The sequence below is a fragment of the Halorarum halophilum genome (genome assembly GCF_013401515.1).
Lineage (GTDB): Archaea > Halobacteriota > Halobacteria > Halobacteriales > Haloferacaceae > Halorarum > Halorarum halophilum.
This window is the reverse complement of record NZ_CP058529.1, coordinates 2,014,997-2,029,247: the sequence shown is the minus strand read 5'-3', so window position 1 is coordinate 2,029,247 and position 14,251 is coordinate 2,014,997. Positions and strand designations below refer to the sequence as shown.

Here is a 14,251-nt window from a genome sequence, read left to right as displayed (position 1 = left end):
GCGCAACGCCGGCGTTCGCCACCGCCGACGCCTTTATCCCCCGGAACCGCCAACTGGAGCTACATCCTCAATGAACGGCAATAACCCGTACGCCGGAGCGCCGGGCGTCGTCGATGCCGGTCGGCCCGAGGAGATCGACCTCACCGTCGAGCAGAAGGACGCTCTTCGGCGGGCGGTCGCCGGAATCGTCTCGCGCACCGAATCGTATCTCCCGGACGGCTACGCGGTCGGCTCGGAACTCTCCTACGGGACGGAGGGTCCACAGGCGACCGTCGCGGTCCGTCCGCCCGTCGGCCACGCGGTCAGCGCGGGCTTCGCGCCCGACCTGGACGACCTCGAAACCGGGCTCGACCAGACCGACCGCGACGAGGTGGCGCGCGGACTCGCCGCCAGCGCCGCCGCACAGGTGATGAACGCCGTCGGCGACGACATCGAACCGACGGCCCGCTGACGTCCTGATTCAGTCCAACTAGTTCTCGGGCGGCGCACGCGGCCCGCCCGGCGCTTCGACGAACAGCGCGTAGCCGACGAGCATCGCCGCCAGCCCGGGCCCGACGACCGCGCCCCTCGCGAACGGGAGCGCTCCGACGTGGTCCAGCAGGAACCCGAGGAGTATCAGCGTTGGAATGGCAGCGAGCAACAGATCGTGTCGGGAGGGCGGCTGTGACTGCGATCCGGCCGTGACGCGAACGCTGTCGCTCCGTGGGTCGTGGACACTCATCGGCACTCGCCGGTCGTGTGCGATGGCCGTGACCAACAAATAACTTACTCCGAAAACACGGCGACGGGACGGCGAATCGGAGCCTCGGGGTCGTGCGGCTTCGTCCGGGTGACGGGCGTTACTTCCCCCAGAAGGGGTCGGTCTTCCGCCGCGTCTGCAGGTAGGCGTTGAGCGCCTCCAGTTCGTCCGCCGGGATCTCGTCCGAGAGCTCCTGTTCGAGGATCTTCGCGTGCTTCTCCGGGAGTTCGATCCACAGTTCGTCGCCCTCCTCGATCTGTCTGCCGACGGTCGGCCCGTCGATGGCGACCGAGACGCGCTCGCCGGCGCGGGCCTCGTCCACGTCGTCCCCCTGGTGCTGGATGCCCGAGAGCTGGCCGATCCGCCTCGGCTCGCTCCCCTGGAACTTCGCGACGTGGCGGTTGTTCTGGACGGTCCCCGCGACGATCTCGACGCCGACGACGGCGGGATCGTTCTGCCGGAACGTATGGTCCTGCAGGATGCGGAACCGGGCCGGCCGGACGATCTGATCGAGCACCGTCTCCTGCTGGCTGCGCTGGAGGTCGTCCACGTACTCCTCGTACTCCTCGACCAGCTGGTAGATGACGTCGTCCGCGAACAGGCGGACGTCGCTCGTCTCGAGCTCCTCCTCCGCGTTCGCGAGCACGTCGACGTTGAACCCGAGGATGACCCGGTGGGTCTCCTCGTTGGCGGTCTCGGCGACGGCGACGTCGCGCGGGGCGATGTCGCCGACCTCCGCCCGGAGGATGGGAATTTCCGCCTCCTCCAGCGCGTTCGCCATCGCCTCGAGGCTCCCGAGCGTGTCGGCCTTGACGACGACGCCGTCCTCGGCCGTCTCGACCTCGATCTCGGCGAGTTCCTCCCGCACCTCCGCGACGACCTCCTCCTCCGTTTGATCGCGGACGACCCGCACCGGCGCGCCGGCCATCGCCTCGTCGAGGTCCGGCGCGGCGATCTTCACGCCCGCAGCGGCCGCGACCTCCGGCACCTTCTCGAACCGCTTCTCGGTGCGCATCTCCGCGTTGGGACGCGGCTGCAATAGCGCGCGAACCTCCGTGACGATGGGGTCGTACTGCCCGCCGACGACGATGGTGTCGCCCGTCCGGATGACGCCGTCGTACAGCACCGCGTCCAGCGTCGCGCCGAAGCCGCGCTCCTCTTTCACCTCCAGGACAGTGCCCCTGCCGGGGCCGGCGACGTCGATGGACATCTCCGACTTCAGGAAGCGCTGGGAGAGCCCCATGAGGACGGTGAGCAGGTCCGGGACCCCCTCGCCGGTCATCGCCGACAGCGGGACGATCCCGATGTTCCCCTGGAAGTCCTGGACGCGCCAGTAGAAGTCGGCGGAGAAGCCCTCGTCCGAGAGGTCGCCGATGAGTTCGTAGAGGTTCTCGTTCAGCCGCGACTCCGCGCGATCGGACTGGGCCTCCAGCGACCGTTGGATGGGTTCTCCCTCCTGCGGGTTCCACCCGGGCGTCGTGTCGACCTTGTTCGCGGCGACGACGAACGGCGTGCCCGTGCGTCTGAGGATGTCGATCGCCTCCTCGGTCTGGGGCTGGAAGCCGTCGTTCACGTCGACGACGAGCACCGCGATGTCGGCGAGCGCGCCGCCGCGGGCGCGGAGCGTCGAGAACGAGTGGTGGCCCGGCGTGTCGATGAACAGCAGGCCGGGGAGGTCGAAGTCGTCCGGGTCGACCAGCGCGCCGGCCATCTCCGAGACCGTCTCCAGCGGGACGGCGGTCGCACCGATGTGCTGGGTGATGGCGCCGGCCTCGCCCTCCTGGACGGCCGAGCCGCGGATGCGGTCGAGCAGCGTCGTCTTCCCGTGGTCGACGTGTCCCAGCACGGCGACGATGGGCGTGCGGAGGGCGTCTGCGTCCGTGGTCGTGTCGGCATCTGTGTCTGACATGGCGAAATCCCCGAAGAACGGTCGTTACCGGAGACTGTCGTGGCGTGGTCGTAAGAGCTTCGAATCGGCGAGGTCGGACGAGCCGGGCACGAAAGTCTCCGATTCGCCCCGCAGTCCCACGGTTTCCCGCGACTCGAGGGCGACTGCGACGGTTGCGGTGCCTGGGTCGGTGGCGTATCGATCGGCGGGTCCAACTCCCGCCCACACCCGTCCCTGTCCCCGTCCGCCCCGCGTCAGACGGTGGCGTGGCGTTTATGACGCCCCACTGAGTTTGCACGCGTATGGTCGACATCCTCGCCGAGAACCTCTCGGGCAAGGCCGTCATGGGTTCGGACGGAACCGAACTCGGAATGCTGTACAACATCACGATGGACCTCAAGACCGGGTCGCTCTCGGACCTGCTGGTCTCGCCGAACGAGAACCTCTCGCCGGGCCGCATCCCGTTCGAGCGCGACGAATCGGGTCAGGTCCACGTCCCCGTCGGCCACGTGCAGGCGGTGAAGGACTACATCGTCGTCGACACGTCGTAGGATGCAAGTACTCGATTCGTCGGCGTTCATCCACGAGTACCACACCGACGAGCCGACGGCCTCGATCCCGATGGTCCAGGAGGAACTGGAGGGCGAACACGCCTTCCGGTTCGACGCGATGGAGGGCGCGGGGATGCACATCCACGTCCCCGACGACCAGACCGTCGAGCAGGTGCGCCGGGCCTCCGGCGAGACCGGCGACGAGGAGACGCTCTCGGACACCGACACGCGACTGCTCGCGGCGGCGTTCGAACTGGACGCGACGCTCGTCACCGACGACTACGCGATGCAGAACGTCGCCGACAAGCTCGGCGTCACTGTGGAGGTCATCGCGCAGGAGGGCATCTCCGAGCAGCGCGACTGGACGTTCCAGTGTGCGGGCTGTGGCCGCGAGTTCGACGAGAACCACGACCGGTGTCCGATCTGCGGCAGCGAACTGGCGCGGAAGAACCCCGCCTGACTCTCCTTTCTCCGAATCGGACCTCAGTCTAGCGGTTTCACCGACGACCTTGTTCTCCACGAAAACCCCGCCCCGGACCGGCCGGCCGGAGTCGAATCCAGTTCAGACCAGCCCGGTCGCGTCGGCGTACTGGATGGCGTACAGCGCCGCGTTGTACAGGCCGTGGGCGAGCGCGGGGAGGACGAGGTTCCGTGTCCGCTCGTACAGGTAGCCGAGCGGGATGGCGAGCAGCGTGGCGACGAGCACGTAGGCGGCCTGTCCGGCGAGCGTTCCCGTGCCCGCGGTGAAGTGGATGGAGCCGAAGAGGAACGCCGCCAGCCCGATGGCCGGCGCCGCCGGCAGCGCCTTCCGGAGTTCGCCCTGGACGACGCCCCGGAACACCAGTTCCTCGGCCGGCCCGACGACGAGGATCGACACCGGGACCATGTAGAGGAAGTACCGTGGCGCCTCCTGACCGGGGGTGAGCGCGCGGTTCGTCGCGACCTCGACTCCGACCGCGCCGAGCGCGAGCAGGAGGGCGAACTGGGCGAGCACCATCCCGGCCGCGGTCAGGAGTCCGAGGCCGGCGTTTCGTCCTCCCGGGATCCTGGCGGTCACGAGGTCCCGATCGCCGGCGTACGTCAGGAAGACGATCGCGGCGAGCGCGAAGCCGACGAACTGTCCGGCGCCCCGGATCGCCGCGAGTTCCGGCGATTCGGGTGCGGCGCCGAGCGCCAGTCCGATCCGTTCGGCCCATGGGAGCAGGGCCGCGGCCGCGACGAACGCCGCGACCAGCATCAGCAGCGACTGGCCGAACCGGAGCACGACCCGGTTCACGTCGACGTCCGCCGCCGACGCGGTCGTCCCCTCCGCCTCGGCCGTCGCGTCGTTCGGTCCGGACGTCGACGCGTCCCCCCCGGCCGCCTCCCGCTCGCCGTCCATCAGTCGATCTCCAGCGTGCGCTTCCCCCTGACGGCGTCGGCCTCGGGGAAGTCGCCGCCGCCGAGCAGGCCGCGCGCCGCCTTCTTGCCCCACTCGACGGCCGGCTGTGTGAACGTCGAGACGCCCGCGAGTTCGCCGTACAGCACGCAGGCGGCCTCCGTGGCGTACAGGAGTTCGCCGAGGCCGCGCTCGTCGACGCGGTTGATCTCGAGCCGGACGTTCTCGCGACCGGCCGCCGCGAGGCTCGCCTCCGTCGCCCGGAACTCCGCGTCCAGCAGGTCGCCGAGCGAGGAGCCGCCGAGGTACTCGAGCCCCTCGAGCTCCGTCTCGGGGATGCCAGCGTCGGCCGATTCGCGCGGTCGGACGAGCGTGACGAGCTTGTCGGCAGGGCCGGCGCGGTAGAGCTGGAGCTGGGAGTGCTGGTCGGTCGCGCCGAGCGCCCGTGCCGGGGTCTGGCCGCGGCCGTCCTTCCCGAGCGACTCGGCCCAGAGCTGGGCGTACCACTCGGCGAAGCGCTCCAGCGACTCGGCGTACGGCATCATCGCGTTCACGGCCGCGCCGCGTTCCGCCAGCGCGTACGAGACTGCGCCGTAGGCGTACCCCGGCGAGTCGTACAGCGACCCTGAGAGTTTCTCTGCCTCGCTCGCGGCGCCAGCGAGGAGTTCGTCGAGGTCGTGGCCGGCGACCGCGGCGGCGAACAGCCCGACGGTCGACAGCGCCGAGAAGCGCCCGGGGACGCCCTCGGGGACGTCGAGCGCCGGGAGGTCGTGCTTCTCGGCCATCGCGCGGAGGTTCCCCTCGGCGCCGGTCGTGACGACGGTCCGCTCGGTCCAGTCGACGCCGGCGTCCGTCATCGCCTCGCGGACGACGAGGAAGTTCGCCAGCGTCTCCGCCGTGGTGCCGGAGCGCGAGACGACGTTCAGGACCGTCTCGGAGAGGTCGAGGGAATCGAGGAGGTCGCGGACCCACGCTGGGTCGACGTTGTCGAGGTAGTAGGCGTCCACCGGGGAGTCGAGCGCGTCGGTGATGGTCGCGGCGCCGAGCGCGCTCCCTCCGATGCCGACCGTGAGCACCGACTCGGGATCGAACCCCGCGGCCGCCTCCCGAATGGGCTCGGGGTCGCACGTCTCTGGGAGGTTCAGCGCGGCGTAGCCGTGCTCCGATTCCCGGCGCCCGCTGGCGATTCGCTCGTGGGCGTCGGCGACGCGGTCGTCGAGGTCGTCGAGGGCCGCGCGGTCGAGGCCGAGTGCCCCGTCGAGCGCGTTCCCGATGTCGGCCTGCATGTGTGAGTGCGCGGTCCGGGGGCCGAAAACGGTTGCCCCCTCGTTCCGTGGTATCCCTCGGTTCGTCTGTGAGTACGATTGGCCGACTGTGAACAGTTCGAAAGCCCTGGCCCCTTTCAAGCCCCACCCGAGGCTTGGACGGGCTAGCGTCGAACCTGACTGCCACTCGTGGTGCGCCGGGCAGTCAGCCGAGCGTCGATCTCTGACTACCGACGGCGTGCACGCGGGTAGTCGGGCGGCGACACTTGGCGGGAACACCGGCGGGTGGGACTGAAAGGGGCCTCGCCTCTCGGCGAAGGACGACGAAGCAAGCACCGCAGCGAGGCGCCCGAGTCGAGAGGCGAGGGGGCTTTCGCGGTCGCCTTCGGCGCAGTCGATGCGGTAGCAGCCATTCCAAGATAATAGACAACCGAGGACGAGGGGATTAACAGCCGTCGCCTCCAACCCGCGACAATGGCATCGGAGACGGGCGCCGAAGACCCGACCACGAACCCCGACGAGCGAACCCGAACGTACGGGGGCGTGTTCGGGGCGTTCCCGTACGCCTTCCGCGCGAGCGACTCGTGGCTGTTCCGGAGCTACGTCGTCGTCGGCGGGGCGGTCGCGGTCCTGCTCACGCTCGTCTTCGCGCTCGCGCTCGTCCGGCTGTTCGGGGCGACCGCCGGCGCCCGCTTCTCGGTCGTTCGGGCGTTCTTCTTCCTCGTCGGCCTCGCGGCCGTCGCGCCGACGATCGCGCCGGTGCTGCTGGTCGCGCGTTCGCGACGCCGTGGGTTCTCGCGGAGACCCGGCTACGAGGCCGGCCTCGCGATCGCCGGCTACCTGTTCGTCCTCTCGCTGTATCTCGGTCTGGTCGCGGGGATGCCGGAGGCGTTCACGCTCGACGGCGAGACGATCACCCGGCCCCCGCCGTCGGGTCCGCTCGCGCCGGTCGTGGCGTTCCTCTACGGGCTTCCGCAGGTCGTGGGGTGGTTGATCCCCGTCCTCGGCGCCGCGCTCGTCGGCGTCGTCCACTGGCTCCGACGCTGAATCGTACGATCGCACTCGGCCGAGAACCCCGCTCGGCCGGATAGAACCCCGGTCGACGTCGGCCGGGAACGAAACTCCGAAACCGGCCAGGCGCGTACTGCGACCCATGACCGACCGCGACCTCGACGTCGACGCGCTCGAACGCGCGCTGTCCGGGGAACCGACCGAGGACGGGCCGGAGGGCGACCCGGAACGGATGGAGGGAACGTTCCTCGTCACCCACGCAGAGGAGGACTCGGCCGTGCTCCGCGACGTCGACTCCGGGCAGGTGCTCACGCTCTCCTCGAACCCCGGCGTGGAGGAGGGCGAGGCCGTCGAGGGCGTCCTCACGCCCGACCCGCCGATGAACGTCGTCTGGCGACTGGTGGAGGTCGAGGAGCGTCGCGAACTCGCGCTGGAGGAGGGCGACGAACCGCCGACGCGGAACAGCCTCGACGTCGCCGCCGAGCAGGACGTGGGCGAACTCACCCGCGTGGAACGGGCCGGAACCGGCGAACTCCACGTCATCACCGTGCCCGAGGAGCAGACGGAGGAGGCCGTCGCCGACGTGCTCGAGGACCGCGACGGGACGCTCGCCCGCGCCGCCCGCCTCGGGGTCAACCGCGTCGAGATTCGTTCGGCGCCAGGGGTCGTCGTCGTCCGCTACCTTCCCTGAGTACTCGTCTTCTGGTCGTTCCCTCGTTTTCCCACCAATTCTACTGCTTTCCAGCACCTGCGCGCCACTCCTCGCCGCCGCCCCTGTTCACCGTGGCCCTCCGGCGCTCTGGACCCGCCAGCCCCCCTCGACCTCCCCGTCGCGGGGGACCAGTTCGACTTCGGTGTCGTCGTCGACCCGGTCCCCGCCCTCGACGTCCTCGACGCGGAAGGTGAGGTCCAGCGAACTCCCGCAACAGCCCACGTCGACGAACTCCTCGGACTCGTCGCCGACGGTCGGGGTCTCGAAGACGCGCCGGAGGTAGCGCCGGTACCGCTCCGTCTCGATCTGGTCGTGTCCCCACTCCGAGAGCCCGTTCGGATACGAGAGTACGAGTCGTGTTGCCGTCTCGCCGGTCATGGGCCACTGTAGGTGCGCGACGTACATCGGCCTGTCGCCGTGAGGGAGGACAGCCGTCGCGCTGTTCGGTGTGGAAACATCTAGAAGCCGTAGAACTCCGATCTGTGGGCCAGTTATCGGGCGTTTTCGGACGGTTCGAGGCTCTTGTAGCCAGAGCACGCCAGAACAAGAAAATATTGCCGCAAAGTGGATAGTGCGATATCAAAAATTTCGCGGCGGCCAAAGCCGTGCCCTTTTCCAAGTGCTATCATTTGGCACACTGGTGGCCAATACTCCTGCATTTGGGCGTACTGTCCGCCGATATGGTCGGTTCTGCTACTCTCGGCGTCTCTGAAGCCGACGCTCCCGAGTGTGCAGCTAGATGGTCGGGGCCGATGGTTCGGATACGTCGTCCAAGGTGCCTGGGATTCGCTCGATCTCCTCCAGAGAGCGTCGTGGCGAGAAGTCGACCTACCTGCTGCGAGAGCACACTGCAACTCGCGCCGCCGTTCCGAACCTGTCGTGTGCACACTCCATCTCCACCGTGGAAGTACCCCCGTTCCGTCAGTCCGCGTACCATCCGTGTTCGAACATAAGAAGGCTTATTCAGGGCGCGTGGGGAGTCGCCTGCATGGCTAGTTTCGAGGTACCGGAGGTCGATTACACCCGGTACACGAACCGTCAACTCGCGGCGGTTCCTCTCGCCGTGCTCGCGGTCGCCCTCCTCGTCATCGCGGGCTTCTACGCGACGACGGGGTCGCCGGTGACCCCCGGTGTGGAGTTCACGGGTGGGACCGAACTCCGCGTCACCGTGGACGGGGGGAACGCCCAGGAACAGATCCAGTCGGCGTTCTCCGCCGAACCCGACAGCATCCAGTCGGTCCAGGGGAGCGACGTCTACATTGTGACGTTCAAGGAGGCCGACGCGTCGACGTCGCAGCTCGAGACGCAGGCCGAGCAGGCGGGCTTCGAGGTCCGCTCTATCAGCTCCATCTCCCCGAGCTTCGGGTCGGACACGCAGCTCCTCGCGCTCCTCGGCATCGGCGTCGCGTTCGCCGGCATGGCGGTGCTGGTGTTCGGGATGTTCCGGACGTTCGTGCCGAGCATCGCCGTCGTCATCTCGGCGTTCTCGGACATCGTCATCCCGGTCGCGCTGATGAACGTCTTCGGCATCGAACTCACGCTGGGGACCGTCGCCGCGCTGCTGATGCTCATCGGGTACTCCGTCGACTCGGACATCCTGTTGAACAACCACATCCTCCGGCGGTCGGGTGACTTCTACGAGTCCACCCATCGCGCGATGCGGACCGGCGTGACGATGACGCTCACCTCGCTGGCCGCGATGGCGGTGATGGCGCTGACCGCGACGCTGCTCGGGATCGGCCTGCTCTCGAGCATCGGTATCATCCTCGTGTTCGGGCTCGCGACCGACCTGATGAACACCTACATGCTCAACCTCAGCCTCCTTCGCTGGTACAAGTACGAGGGGGTGGCGCGATGAGCCTCCTGAGCTCGATGCGCGACAACTGGCGGGTCGTCCTGCTCGTCGTCGTGCTCCTCCTCTCCACGGTGTTCCTCTTCGCACCCGGGTTCGGGAACCAGGGCCCGTCCGCGCCGGACACGGCGACGAACCTGAAGTACGGCCTCGACCTGTCGGGCGGTACGCGGGTCCGCGCGCCGGTGGTGGGCATCACCGCACAGGAGGTCGAGATCGGCAACGAGAGCCTCGCTGACGTCGAACGCTCCGTCGCGGCGAACCTCGACGGAACCGACGCCAACGACGTCATCGCCCGGCAGACCGGGCCCACGACCGGGACCGTCGAGGTCGTGGACCGGAACGTCACCACCGACGAACTGTCTACGGCGCTCGACCAGGCGGGGTACGCCCACGGCGACGTTACGGACGGGGTGACCGACACCACGCTCCAGGAGACCGTCCGCGTGCTCGAATCGAAGATCAACGAGGCCGGCCTCTCCGGCGGGAGCGTCACGACGACCACGACCACCGGCGGCGAGGACTTCGTGCTCGTCCAGGTCCCCAACCAGGACCGCTCCGACGTGCTCGAACTGGTAAGCTCTCGCGGGAGCGTCAGCATCGTGGCCTACCACCCGTCCGAGAACGGGTCTGGGTACACGAACACGACCGTCATCCGGCAGGAGGACTTCCAGCGCATCGGCGGCGCCCAGCAGGGCGAGCAGGGGCCCGGACCGCACGTCCAGGTCGCGGTGAAGGACGGCGAGGCCCAGCGCGTCCAGCAGTCGTTCGTCGACACGGGCGTCGCCCAGCAGGGCGGCACCACCTGTACCTACGAGTCGAACCCCGGGAACACCCAGCCGTGCATCCTCGTCGTCCGCGACGGCAACGTGGTCTCCTCGTTCGGGATGGACCCCGGCCTCGCACAGTCGATGCGGAGCGGCGAGTGGGCGGAGAACCCGACGTTCATCCTGGTGACGGGGAACTTCTCGGACGCCCAGCAGGTCGCGGTCGACCTCCGCGCTGGTGCGCTCCCGGCGCCGCTCGCGGTCGACCAGGGGACGACGACCTCCATCACGGCGACCCAGGGTGAGACGTTCCGGACCGATTCGCTCATCATCGGCATCATCGCCGTCCTCACGGTGAGCGTCGTCGTGTTCCTCCGGTACGGCGACCCCCAGGTCGCGGCCCCGATGGTCGTCACCGCGATGTCCGAGGTATACGCGCTGCTCGGCTTCGCCGCGCTCATCCAGTACCCGCTGGATCTGGCGGTCATCGCCGGCTTCATCGCGGTCATCGGGACCGGGGTGGACGACCTCGTCATCATCGCCGACGAGGTGATGAGCGAGGGGGACGTGAACTCCAGACGGGTGTTCCAGTCGCGCTTCCGCAAGGCGTTCTGGGTCATCGGCGCCGCCGCCGCCACGACCATCGTCGCGATGTCGCCGCTGGCGGTGCTGTCGCTCGGAGACCTCCAGGGCTTCGCCATCTTCACCATCCTCGGCGTGCTCGTCGGGGTGCTCATCACCCGGCCCGCCTACGGGGACATCCTGCGCGTGCTGCTGACCGAGCGCTGACGACGGTTCCGTCCGCGTGGCTGCGGGATATTCTGTCGACTTCCCGCTCCGCAACAGCAGTCGTCAGGGCTCCCACCCGGCACCAGCAAGCCCCGCATAGAATCCAGTGGAAGGCTGACGGGGGAGGGATGAAGGACCTCACCATCCCGCCCGAAGCGGTTTCGAGGGCGGACGACGAGCTACTGGGGGTACTCGCGGACGAGCACTGCCGCACGGTTCTCTGGTACTTCCGGTACTACTCGACCCACGTGGCGACCGTCGACGCCCTCGAGCAGTTCGTGTGCGAACAGCACGGGCAGCACGCGGGGGAGGCCCACGTCGCCGTCTACCTTCACCACTCGATCCTCCCCAAACTGGCGAACGCCGGTCTCGTGGACTACGATGCGAGGAGTCGTACCGCTCGATACCGGGTCGACCCGAACGTCGAGACGTGGCTCGACCACGTGACCGAACACGGTGAACCCCACGCGTAACGTCCCGTTCCGCCGAACTGCGGTCGTCGTGGACAGTCCCCCCGCAGTCCGGTTCTGAGCTCCAGTAGCCGGATGGTTGCCGGCTCGTTTCGAAACCCGCTCGTACTCATCCGCTCCGTGGGGTCGCTCCGGTTCATCAGACGCTCGCGATCAAACACTCGCGTGGCCTCCTTGGGCCACGCGATGTCGTCACACTCGCACGGCCTCGTGGGGCCGCGCGAGGTCGAAACACGCTCGCGGCGTCCTGGGGCCGCTCGCGATCAGAACTCCTCCAGCGCGGACTGCTCCGCCGCCGCGAGCACGTCCGCACACGTCGCCCACGACCGGCGGGCGCAGTCGGGCAGGTCGCCGTGCTCCTCCACGTACTCCCGGAGGAAGTCCCGGGTCGTCGGATCGGAGGGGTAGCCGCTGCCGACCTCGCCGTACTCGTCGGCGATGGCGGCGACGCGGCGATCCCGCTCCACCTTCGCGACGACGCTCGCGGCCGCGACGATCGGGTACGACTCGTCTGCCCCGTGTTCGCCGCGGACGTCGACCTCGACCGCCGGGTTCGCGTCGGCGACGCCCTCGCACACCCGGCGGGCGAAGCGCGTCTCGCTCACGTCGCCGGCGTCGACGACCGCCTCGTCGCCGTCCTCGGCCACTGCCGCGAGCGCCTCGACCTGCCCGGCGACGGTGAGCAGGTTCATGTCCGTCCCGGGGTCGTCGATGCGGGTCGTCGGGACGACGGCGACGCCGACGGAGACCTCGGGGTGCTCGCGGAGGAGCGCATCGAGTTCCTCCCGGCGTGCGGGCGCGAGCCGTTTCGAGTCGTCGACGCCGTCGGGGATCGCCCCCTCGGGTGCGCGGACCGCGGCCGCGACCATCGGGCCGAGTACGGGTCCCTTTCCGGCCTCGTCGGCGCCGAGCATTGGCGGTCGATGGGACGGCGACGACTAAGCCGTTGTCATGCGGACGGTGCCGCGTACGATCGAAAGAAGAGAGACTGTCCGGCTCGGGCGCGACAGGCGCCTCAGTCGTCGGCCGGCTGCGTCGGGACCTCGGGACGGTCGTCCCCGTCATCGCTCTCGGGGACTTGCTCGTCCGCCTCGACCGGTTCGTCGGTCGGCTCCTCCTCGCCGAGTCGTTCGCGGATCTCCTCCCACTCCGCGAGTTCACCGTGGTGGCACATGGTAGCGGTGCACGCGGCCTTGGGAGTTCACACGGAAAAATCGTCGGTCACTTCTAGTCCTGGTGGCTAGTCGGTCGAGTCGCAACGTCTCCCTCGAGATGACCCCGAAAGCCCCCGCGGTTCTCGGCTCTCAAGCCTCGCTGCGCGTTTCGCTCACTCGGTTCCTTCGTCCGCTCAGTGCTTGCGTCGTTCGCGGGACACGTCCCGCGAGCTCACGAGGGCTGTGCTCTCGCGAACGTCCGGGTTCGCCGAGCTACGGGAGAGCGAAGCTCTCCCGAGTTCACCCTCGCTCACTTCGTTCCCTCGCGTGAACGGAGGCCAGCCGGGAAGCGCCGTTGCCGTTGGTCGAATTGAATCAGCCCGACTCAGTCCAGGAAGAACTCCTCGTCCTCGAACGGCTCGTCCTCGCCCTCGACTTCGAGCACGTCGAGCGCGGTCACGACCGCGTCGACGCCGAGCAGGCCCGCGAGGCTCGGTTCCGTCCGGCCCTCGTCGCCCGAGATGAGCTCCTTGATGTAGAGGCCGCCCTCGCCGTGGACCTCGACGGTGGCGTGGCGCGGGTCCTCGAGTTCGCCCGCGACGTCGTGGACCGTCCGGACGCGCGTCTTCGCCGCCCGGCGGTGGTCGACCCTGTTCGGTGTGTACTGCTCCACGACCGCGCCGTCGAGCGCTTCGAGCGCCTCGGCCAGCCCCTCCGCCGTCACCTCGTCGCCGAACTCGACCGCGGCGCGGTAGCGCTTGCTCGCGTCGAGCCCCTTCACCCGTTCGACCATCGCGTGGGTGCAGCGCCGGAGGCCCTCCACCTCGACCTTCCCGTCGGCGAACGCGTTGATGTCGGCCTCCAGTCGTTCCACGTCGACGTCGCGGCGGCGGGGTTCCTCGACCTCGATGACGAACGGGCGGCCGGTGCCGAGCATCAGCGCGTCCACGTCCTCGCGGCCGGCGCCGTGGAACACGGAGTCGACGCCGTCCATCACGTCCTCGACGACGGGCGCGGTGAGTTGCTGGACGCTCTCGGGGTAGAGGTAGCCCGTCCCGTCGCAGGTGGGGCACGGGTCGGAGCCGTCCCGGCCGGAGCCCCGACAGTCCGAGCAGGGCCACTCCGTCTGGGGGATGTCCCGCTCGAGCTTCCGGTAGCGTCCGTAGACGAACGCCGAGTTGACGGTGGCCTCGACGCGGTCGGCCTCCAGGTCGAGGAGGAACTGCACGTCCGGGCGACCGAACTCCACCTCGGCGCCGGTCAACTGGCCGAACCGCTTGCCGACCTCGCGGTTGAACTCCTTGCGCAGCGGTTCGCCGGCCTCGGGGTCCAGTCCGGCGTCCTCCCGGAGCAGGAGGCCGTTCTCCTCGGCCAGGGGCGGCACGCGGGTGCCGACCTGGTAGGTGGCGAACTCGATACCCTCGACGGCGGCGACGGCGCGCTCGGCCCACTCGTCGAACCGTGCGGTCGCGCCCTCGCAGACCCAGCAGTTTGCGGGATCGCCGGCGGAGAAGTCGTCGTCGTCCGCGAGCGCGAGCGCGACCCGGAGGCCGCGGCCGCGCTCGGCGTTGCCGAGGCCGAACGAGCGTTCGGCGAACGGCCGACCGAGGCAGTTGTCACAGAGGGGCCCGGTCGCGAGGAGGTCGCGGGCGGGCGAGAGAACGTCCATGGCGCC

The 14,251-nt window shown here is 69.1% G+C and carries 16 protein-coding genes; 8 read left to right on the top strand and 8 right to left on the bottom strand.

Features of this window, described 5'->3' with window-relative positions:
* The first annotated feature begins 70 nt into the window (after positions 1-70).
* On the top strand, positions 71-451 hold the full coding sequence (locus HUG10_RS10350; RefSeq protein ID WP_179169504.1) for a DUF5811 family protein: 381 nt from the start codon (positions 71-73) through the stop codon (positions 449-451).
* An 18-nt stretch (positions 452-469) separates the two neighbouring features.
* Here HUG10_RS10350 and HUG10_RS10345 read toward each other — a convergent pair whose 3' ends face one another.
* Positions 470-721 (bottom strand): hypothetical protein, encoded by a 252-nt coding sequence (locus tag HUG10_RS10345; RefSeq protein WP_179169503.1) that lies wholly within the window; start codon positions 719-721, stop codon positions 470-472.
* Between the two features lie 118 nt (positions 722-839).
* Positions 840-2,648, bottom strand: coding sequence for a translation initiation factor IF-2 (gene infB / locus HUG10_RS10340; RefSeq protein WP_179169502.1), 1,809 nt, complete (start codon positions 2,646-2,648; stop codon positions 840-842).
* Positions 2,649-2,929: 281 nt separating this feature from the next.
* Here infB and HUG10_RS10335 point away from each other — a divergent pair, with 281 nt between their 5' ends.
* On the top strand, positions 2,930-3,178 hold the full coding sequence (locus tag HUG10_RS10335; protein WP_179169501.1) for a PRC-barrel domain-containing protein: 249 nt from the start codon (positions 2,930-2,932) through the stop codon (positions 3,176-3,178).
* Between the two features lies 1 nt (position 3,179).
* A complete protein-coding gene (locus HUG10_RS10330; RefSeq protein ID WP_179169500.1) occupies positions 3,180-3,638 on the top strand; it encodes an NOB1 family endonuclease in 459 nt (152 codons plus the stop codon).
* Positions 3,639-3,740: 102 nt separating this feature from the next.
* Here HUG10_RS10330 and HUG10_RS10325 read toward each other — a convergent pair whose 3' ends face one another.
* Together HUG10_RS10325 and HUG10_RS10320 are read right to left on the bottom strand one after the other, a co-directional pair.
* Positions 3,741-4,559 (bottom strand): CPBP family intramembrane glutamic endopeptidase, encoded by an 819-nt coding sequence (locus HUG10_RS10325; RefSeq protein ID WP_179169499.1) that lies wholly within the window; start codon positions 4,557-4,559, stop codon positions 3,741-3,743.
* Positions 4,559-5,842, bottom strand: coding sequence for a glucose-6-phosphate isomerase (locus HUG10_RS10320; RefSeq protein ID WP_179169498.1), 1,284 nt, complete (start codon positions 5,840-5,842; stop codon positions 4,559-4,561). Before HUG10_RS10320 ends, HUG10_RS10325 begins: the two co-directional genes overlap by 1 nt.
* A gap of 453 nt (positions 5,843-6,295) precedes the next feature.
* On the opposite strand from HUG10_RS10320, the gene HUG10_RS10315 reads away from it, so the two are divergent.
* Positions 6,296-6,868 carry a hypothetical protein gene (locus tag HUG10_RS10315; protein ID WP_179169497.1) on the top strand — a complete coding sequence of 191 codons (573 nt, stop codon included), beginning with the start codon at positions 6,296-6,298 and terminating at the stop codon, positions 6,866-6,868.
* 196 nt (positions 6,869-7,064) lie between these two features.
* A complete protein-coding gene (locus tag HUG10_RS10310; RefSeq protein ID WP_179171048.1) occupies positions 7,065-7,523 on the top strand; it encodes a DUF5812 family protein in 459 nt (152 codons plus the stop codon).
* 87 nt (positions 7,524-7,610) lie between these two features.
* On the opposite strand, the gene HUG10_RS10305 is transcribed toward HUG10_RS10310, so the two are convergent.
* A complete protein-coding gene (locus HUG10_RS10305; protein WP_179169496.1) occupies positions 7,611-7,922 on the bottom strand; it encodes a hypothetical protein in 312 nt (103 codons plus the stop codon).
* Positions 7,923-8,532: 610 nt separating this feature from the next.
* Between HUG10_RS10305 and secF the strand changes: the two genes are divergently transcribed.
* The 3 genes from secF to HUG10_RS10290 all read left to right on the top strand — a co-directional run bounded on the left by secF (position 8,533) and on the right by HUG10_RS10290 (position 11,425).
* Positions 8,533-9,402 (top strand): protein translocase subunit SecF, encoded by an 870-nt coding sequence (gene secF, locus HUG10_RS10300; RefSeq protein WP_179169495.1) that lies wholly within the window; start codon positions 8,533-8,535, stop codon positions 9,400-9,402.
* A 5-nt stretch (positions 9,403-9,407) separates the two neighbouring features.
* Positions 9,408-10,952, top strand: a complete 1,545-nt coding sequence (locus HUG10_RS10295; protein WP_179171047.1) for a preprotein translocase subunit SecD — start codon at positions 9,408-9,410, stop codon at positions 10,950-10,952.
* A 128-nt stretch (positions 10,953-11,080) separates the two neighbouring features.
* On the top strand, positions 11,081-11,425 hold the full coding sequence (locus HUG10_RS10290) for a DUF7344 domain-containing protein (RefSeq protein ID WP_179169494.1): 345 nt from the start codon (positions 11,081-11,083) through the stop codon (positions 11,423-11,425).
* A gap of 260 nt (positions 11,426-11,685) precedes the next feature.
* Here HUG10_RS10290 and rnhB read toward each other — a convergent pair whose 3' ends face one another.
* From rnhB to HUG10_RS10275, 3 genes are all read right to left on the bottom strand, one after another.
* Positions 11,686-12,336 carry a ribonuclease HII gene (gene rnhB / locus HUG10_RS10285; protein ID WP_179169493.1) on the bottom strand — a complete coding sequence of 217 codons (651 nt, stop codon included), beginning with the start codon at positions 12,334-12,336 and terminating at the stop codon, positions 11,686-11,688.
* A 101-nt stretch (positions 12,337-12,437) separates the two neighbouring features.
* Positions 12,438-12,596, bottom strand: a complete 159-nt coding sequence (locus HUG10_RS10280; RefSeq protein WP_179169492.1) for a hypothetical protein — start codon at positions 12,594-12,596, stop codon at positions 12,438-12,440.
* Positions 12,597-12,961: 365 nt separating this feature from the next.
* Positions 12,962-14,245 carry a tRNA pseudouridine(54/55) synthase Pus10 gene (locus HUG10_RS10275; RefSeq protein WP_179169491.1) on the bottom strand — a complete coding sequence of 428 codons (1,284 nt, stop codon included), beginning with the start codon at positions 14,243-14,245 and terminating at the stop codon, positions 12,962-12,964.
* Positions 14,246-14,251 lie beyond the last annotated feature (6 nt).

Coding starts and splice junctions, on each gene's coding strand:
- HUG10_RS10310 (WP_179171048.1), top strand. CDS start 7,065: ATGGAGGGAACGTTCCTCGTCACCCACGCAGAGGAGGACTCGGCCGTG.
- infB (WP_179169502.1), bottom strand. CDS start 2,648: ATGTCAGACACAGATGCCGACACGACCACGGACGCAGACGCCCTCCGC.
- HUG10_RS10335 (WP_179169501.1), top strand. CDS start 2,930: ATGGTCGACATCCTCGCCGAGAACCTCTCGGGCAAGGCCGTCATGGGT.
- HUG10_RS10275 (WP_179169491.1), bottom strand. CDS start 14,245: ATGGACGTTCTCTCGCCCGCCCGCGACCTCCTCGCGACCGGGCCCCTC.
- HUG10_RS10290 (WP_179169494.1), top strand. CDS start 11,081: ATGAAGGACCTCACCATCCCGCCCGAAGCGGTTTCGAGGGCGGACGAC.
- HUG10_RS10330 (WP_179169500.1), top strand. CDS start 3,180: ATGCAAGTACTCGATTCGTCGGCGTTCATCCACGAGTACCACACCGAC.
- HUG10_RS10280 (WP_179169492.1), bottom strand. CDS start 12,596: ATGTGCCACCACGGTGAACTCGCGGAGTGGGAGGAGATCCGCGAACGA.
- HUG10_RS10315 (WP_179169497.1), top strand. CDS start 6,296: ATGGCATCGGAGACGGGCGCCGAAGACCCGACCACGAACCCCGACGAG.
- HUG10_RS10320 (WP_179169498.1), bottom strand. CDS start 5,842: ATGCAGGCCGACATCGGGAACGCGCTCGACGGGGCACTCGGCCTCGAC.
- rnhB (WP_179169493.1), bottom strand. CDS start 12,336: ATGCTCGGCGCCGACGAGGCCGGAAAGGGACCCGTACTCGGCCCGATG.
- HUG10_RS10325 (WP_179169499.1), bottom strand. CDS start 4,559: ATGGACGGCGAGCGGGAGGCGGCCGGGGGGGACGCGTCGACGTCCGGA.
- HUG10_RS10305 (WP_179169496.1), bottom strand. CDS start 7,922: ATGACCGGCGAGACGGCAACACGACTCGTACTCTCGTATCCGAACGGG.
- HUG10_RS10350 (WP_179169504.1), top strand. CDS start 71: ATGAACGGCAATAACCCGTACGCCGGAGCGCCGGGCGTCGTCGATGCC.
- secF (WP_179169495.1), top strand. CDS start 8,533: ATGGCTAGTTTCGAGGTACCGGAGGTCGATTACACCCGGTACACGAAC.
- HUG10_RS10345 (WP_179169503.1), bottom strand. CDS start 721: ATGAGTGTCCACGACCCACGGAGCGACAGCGTTCGCGTCACGGCCGGA.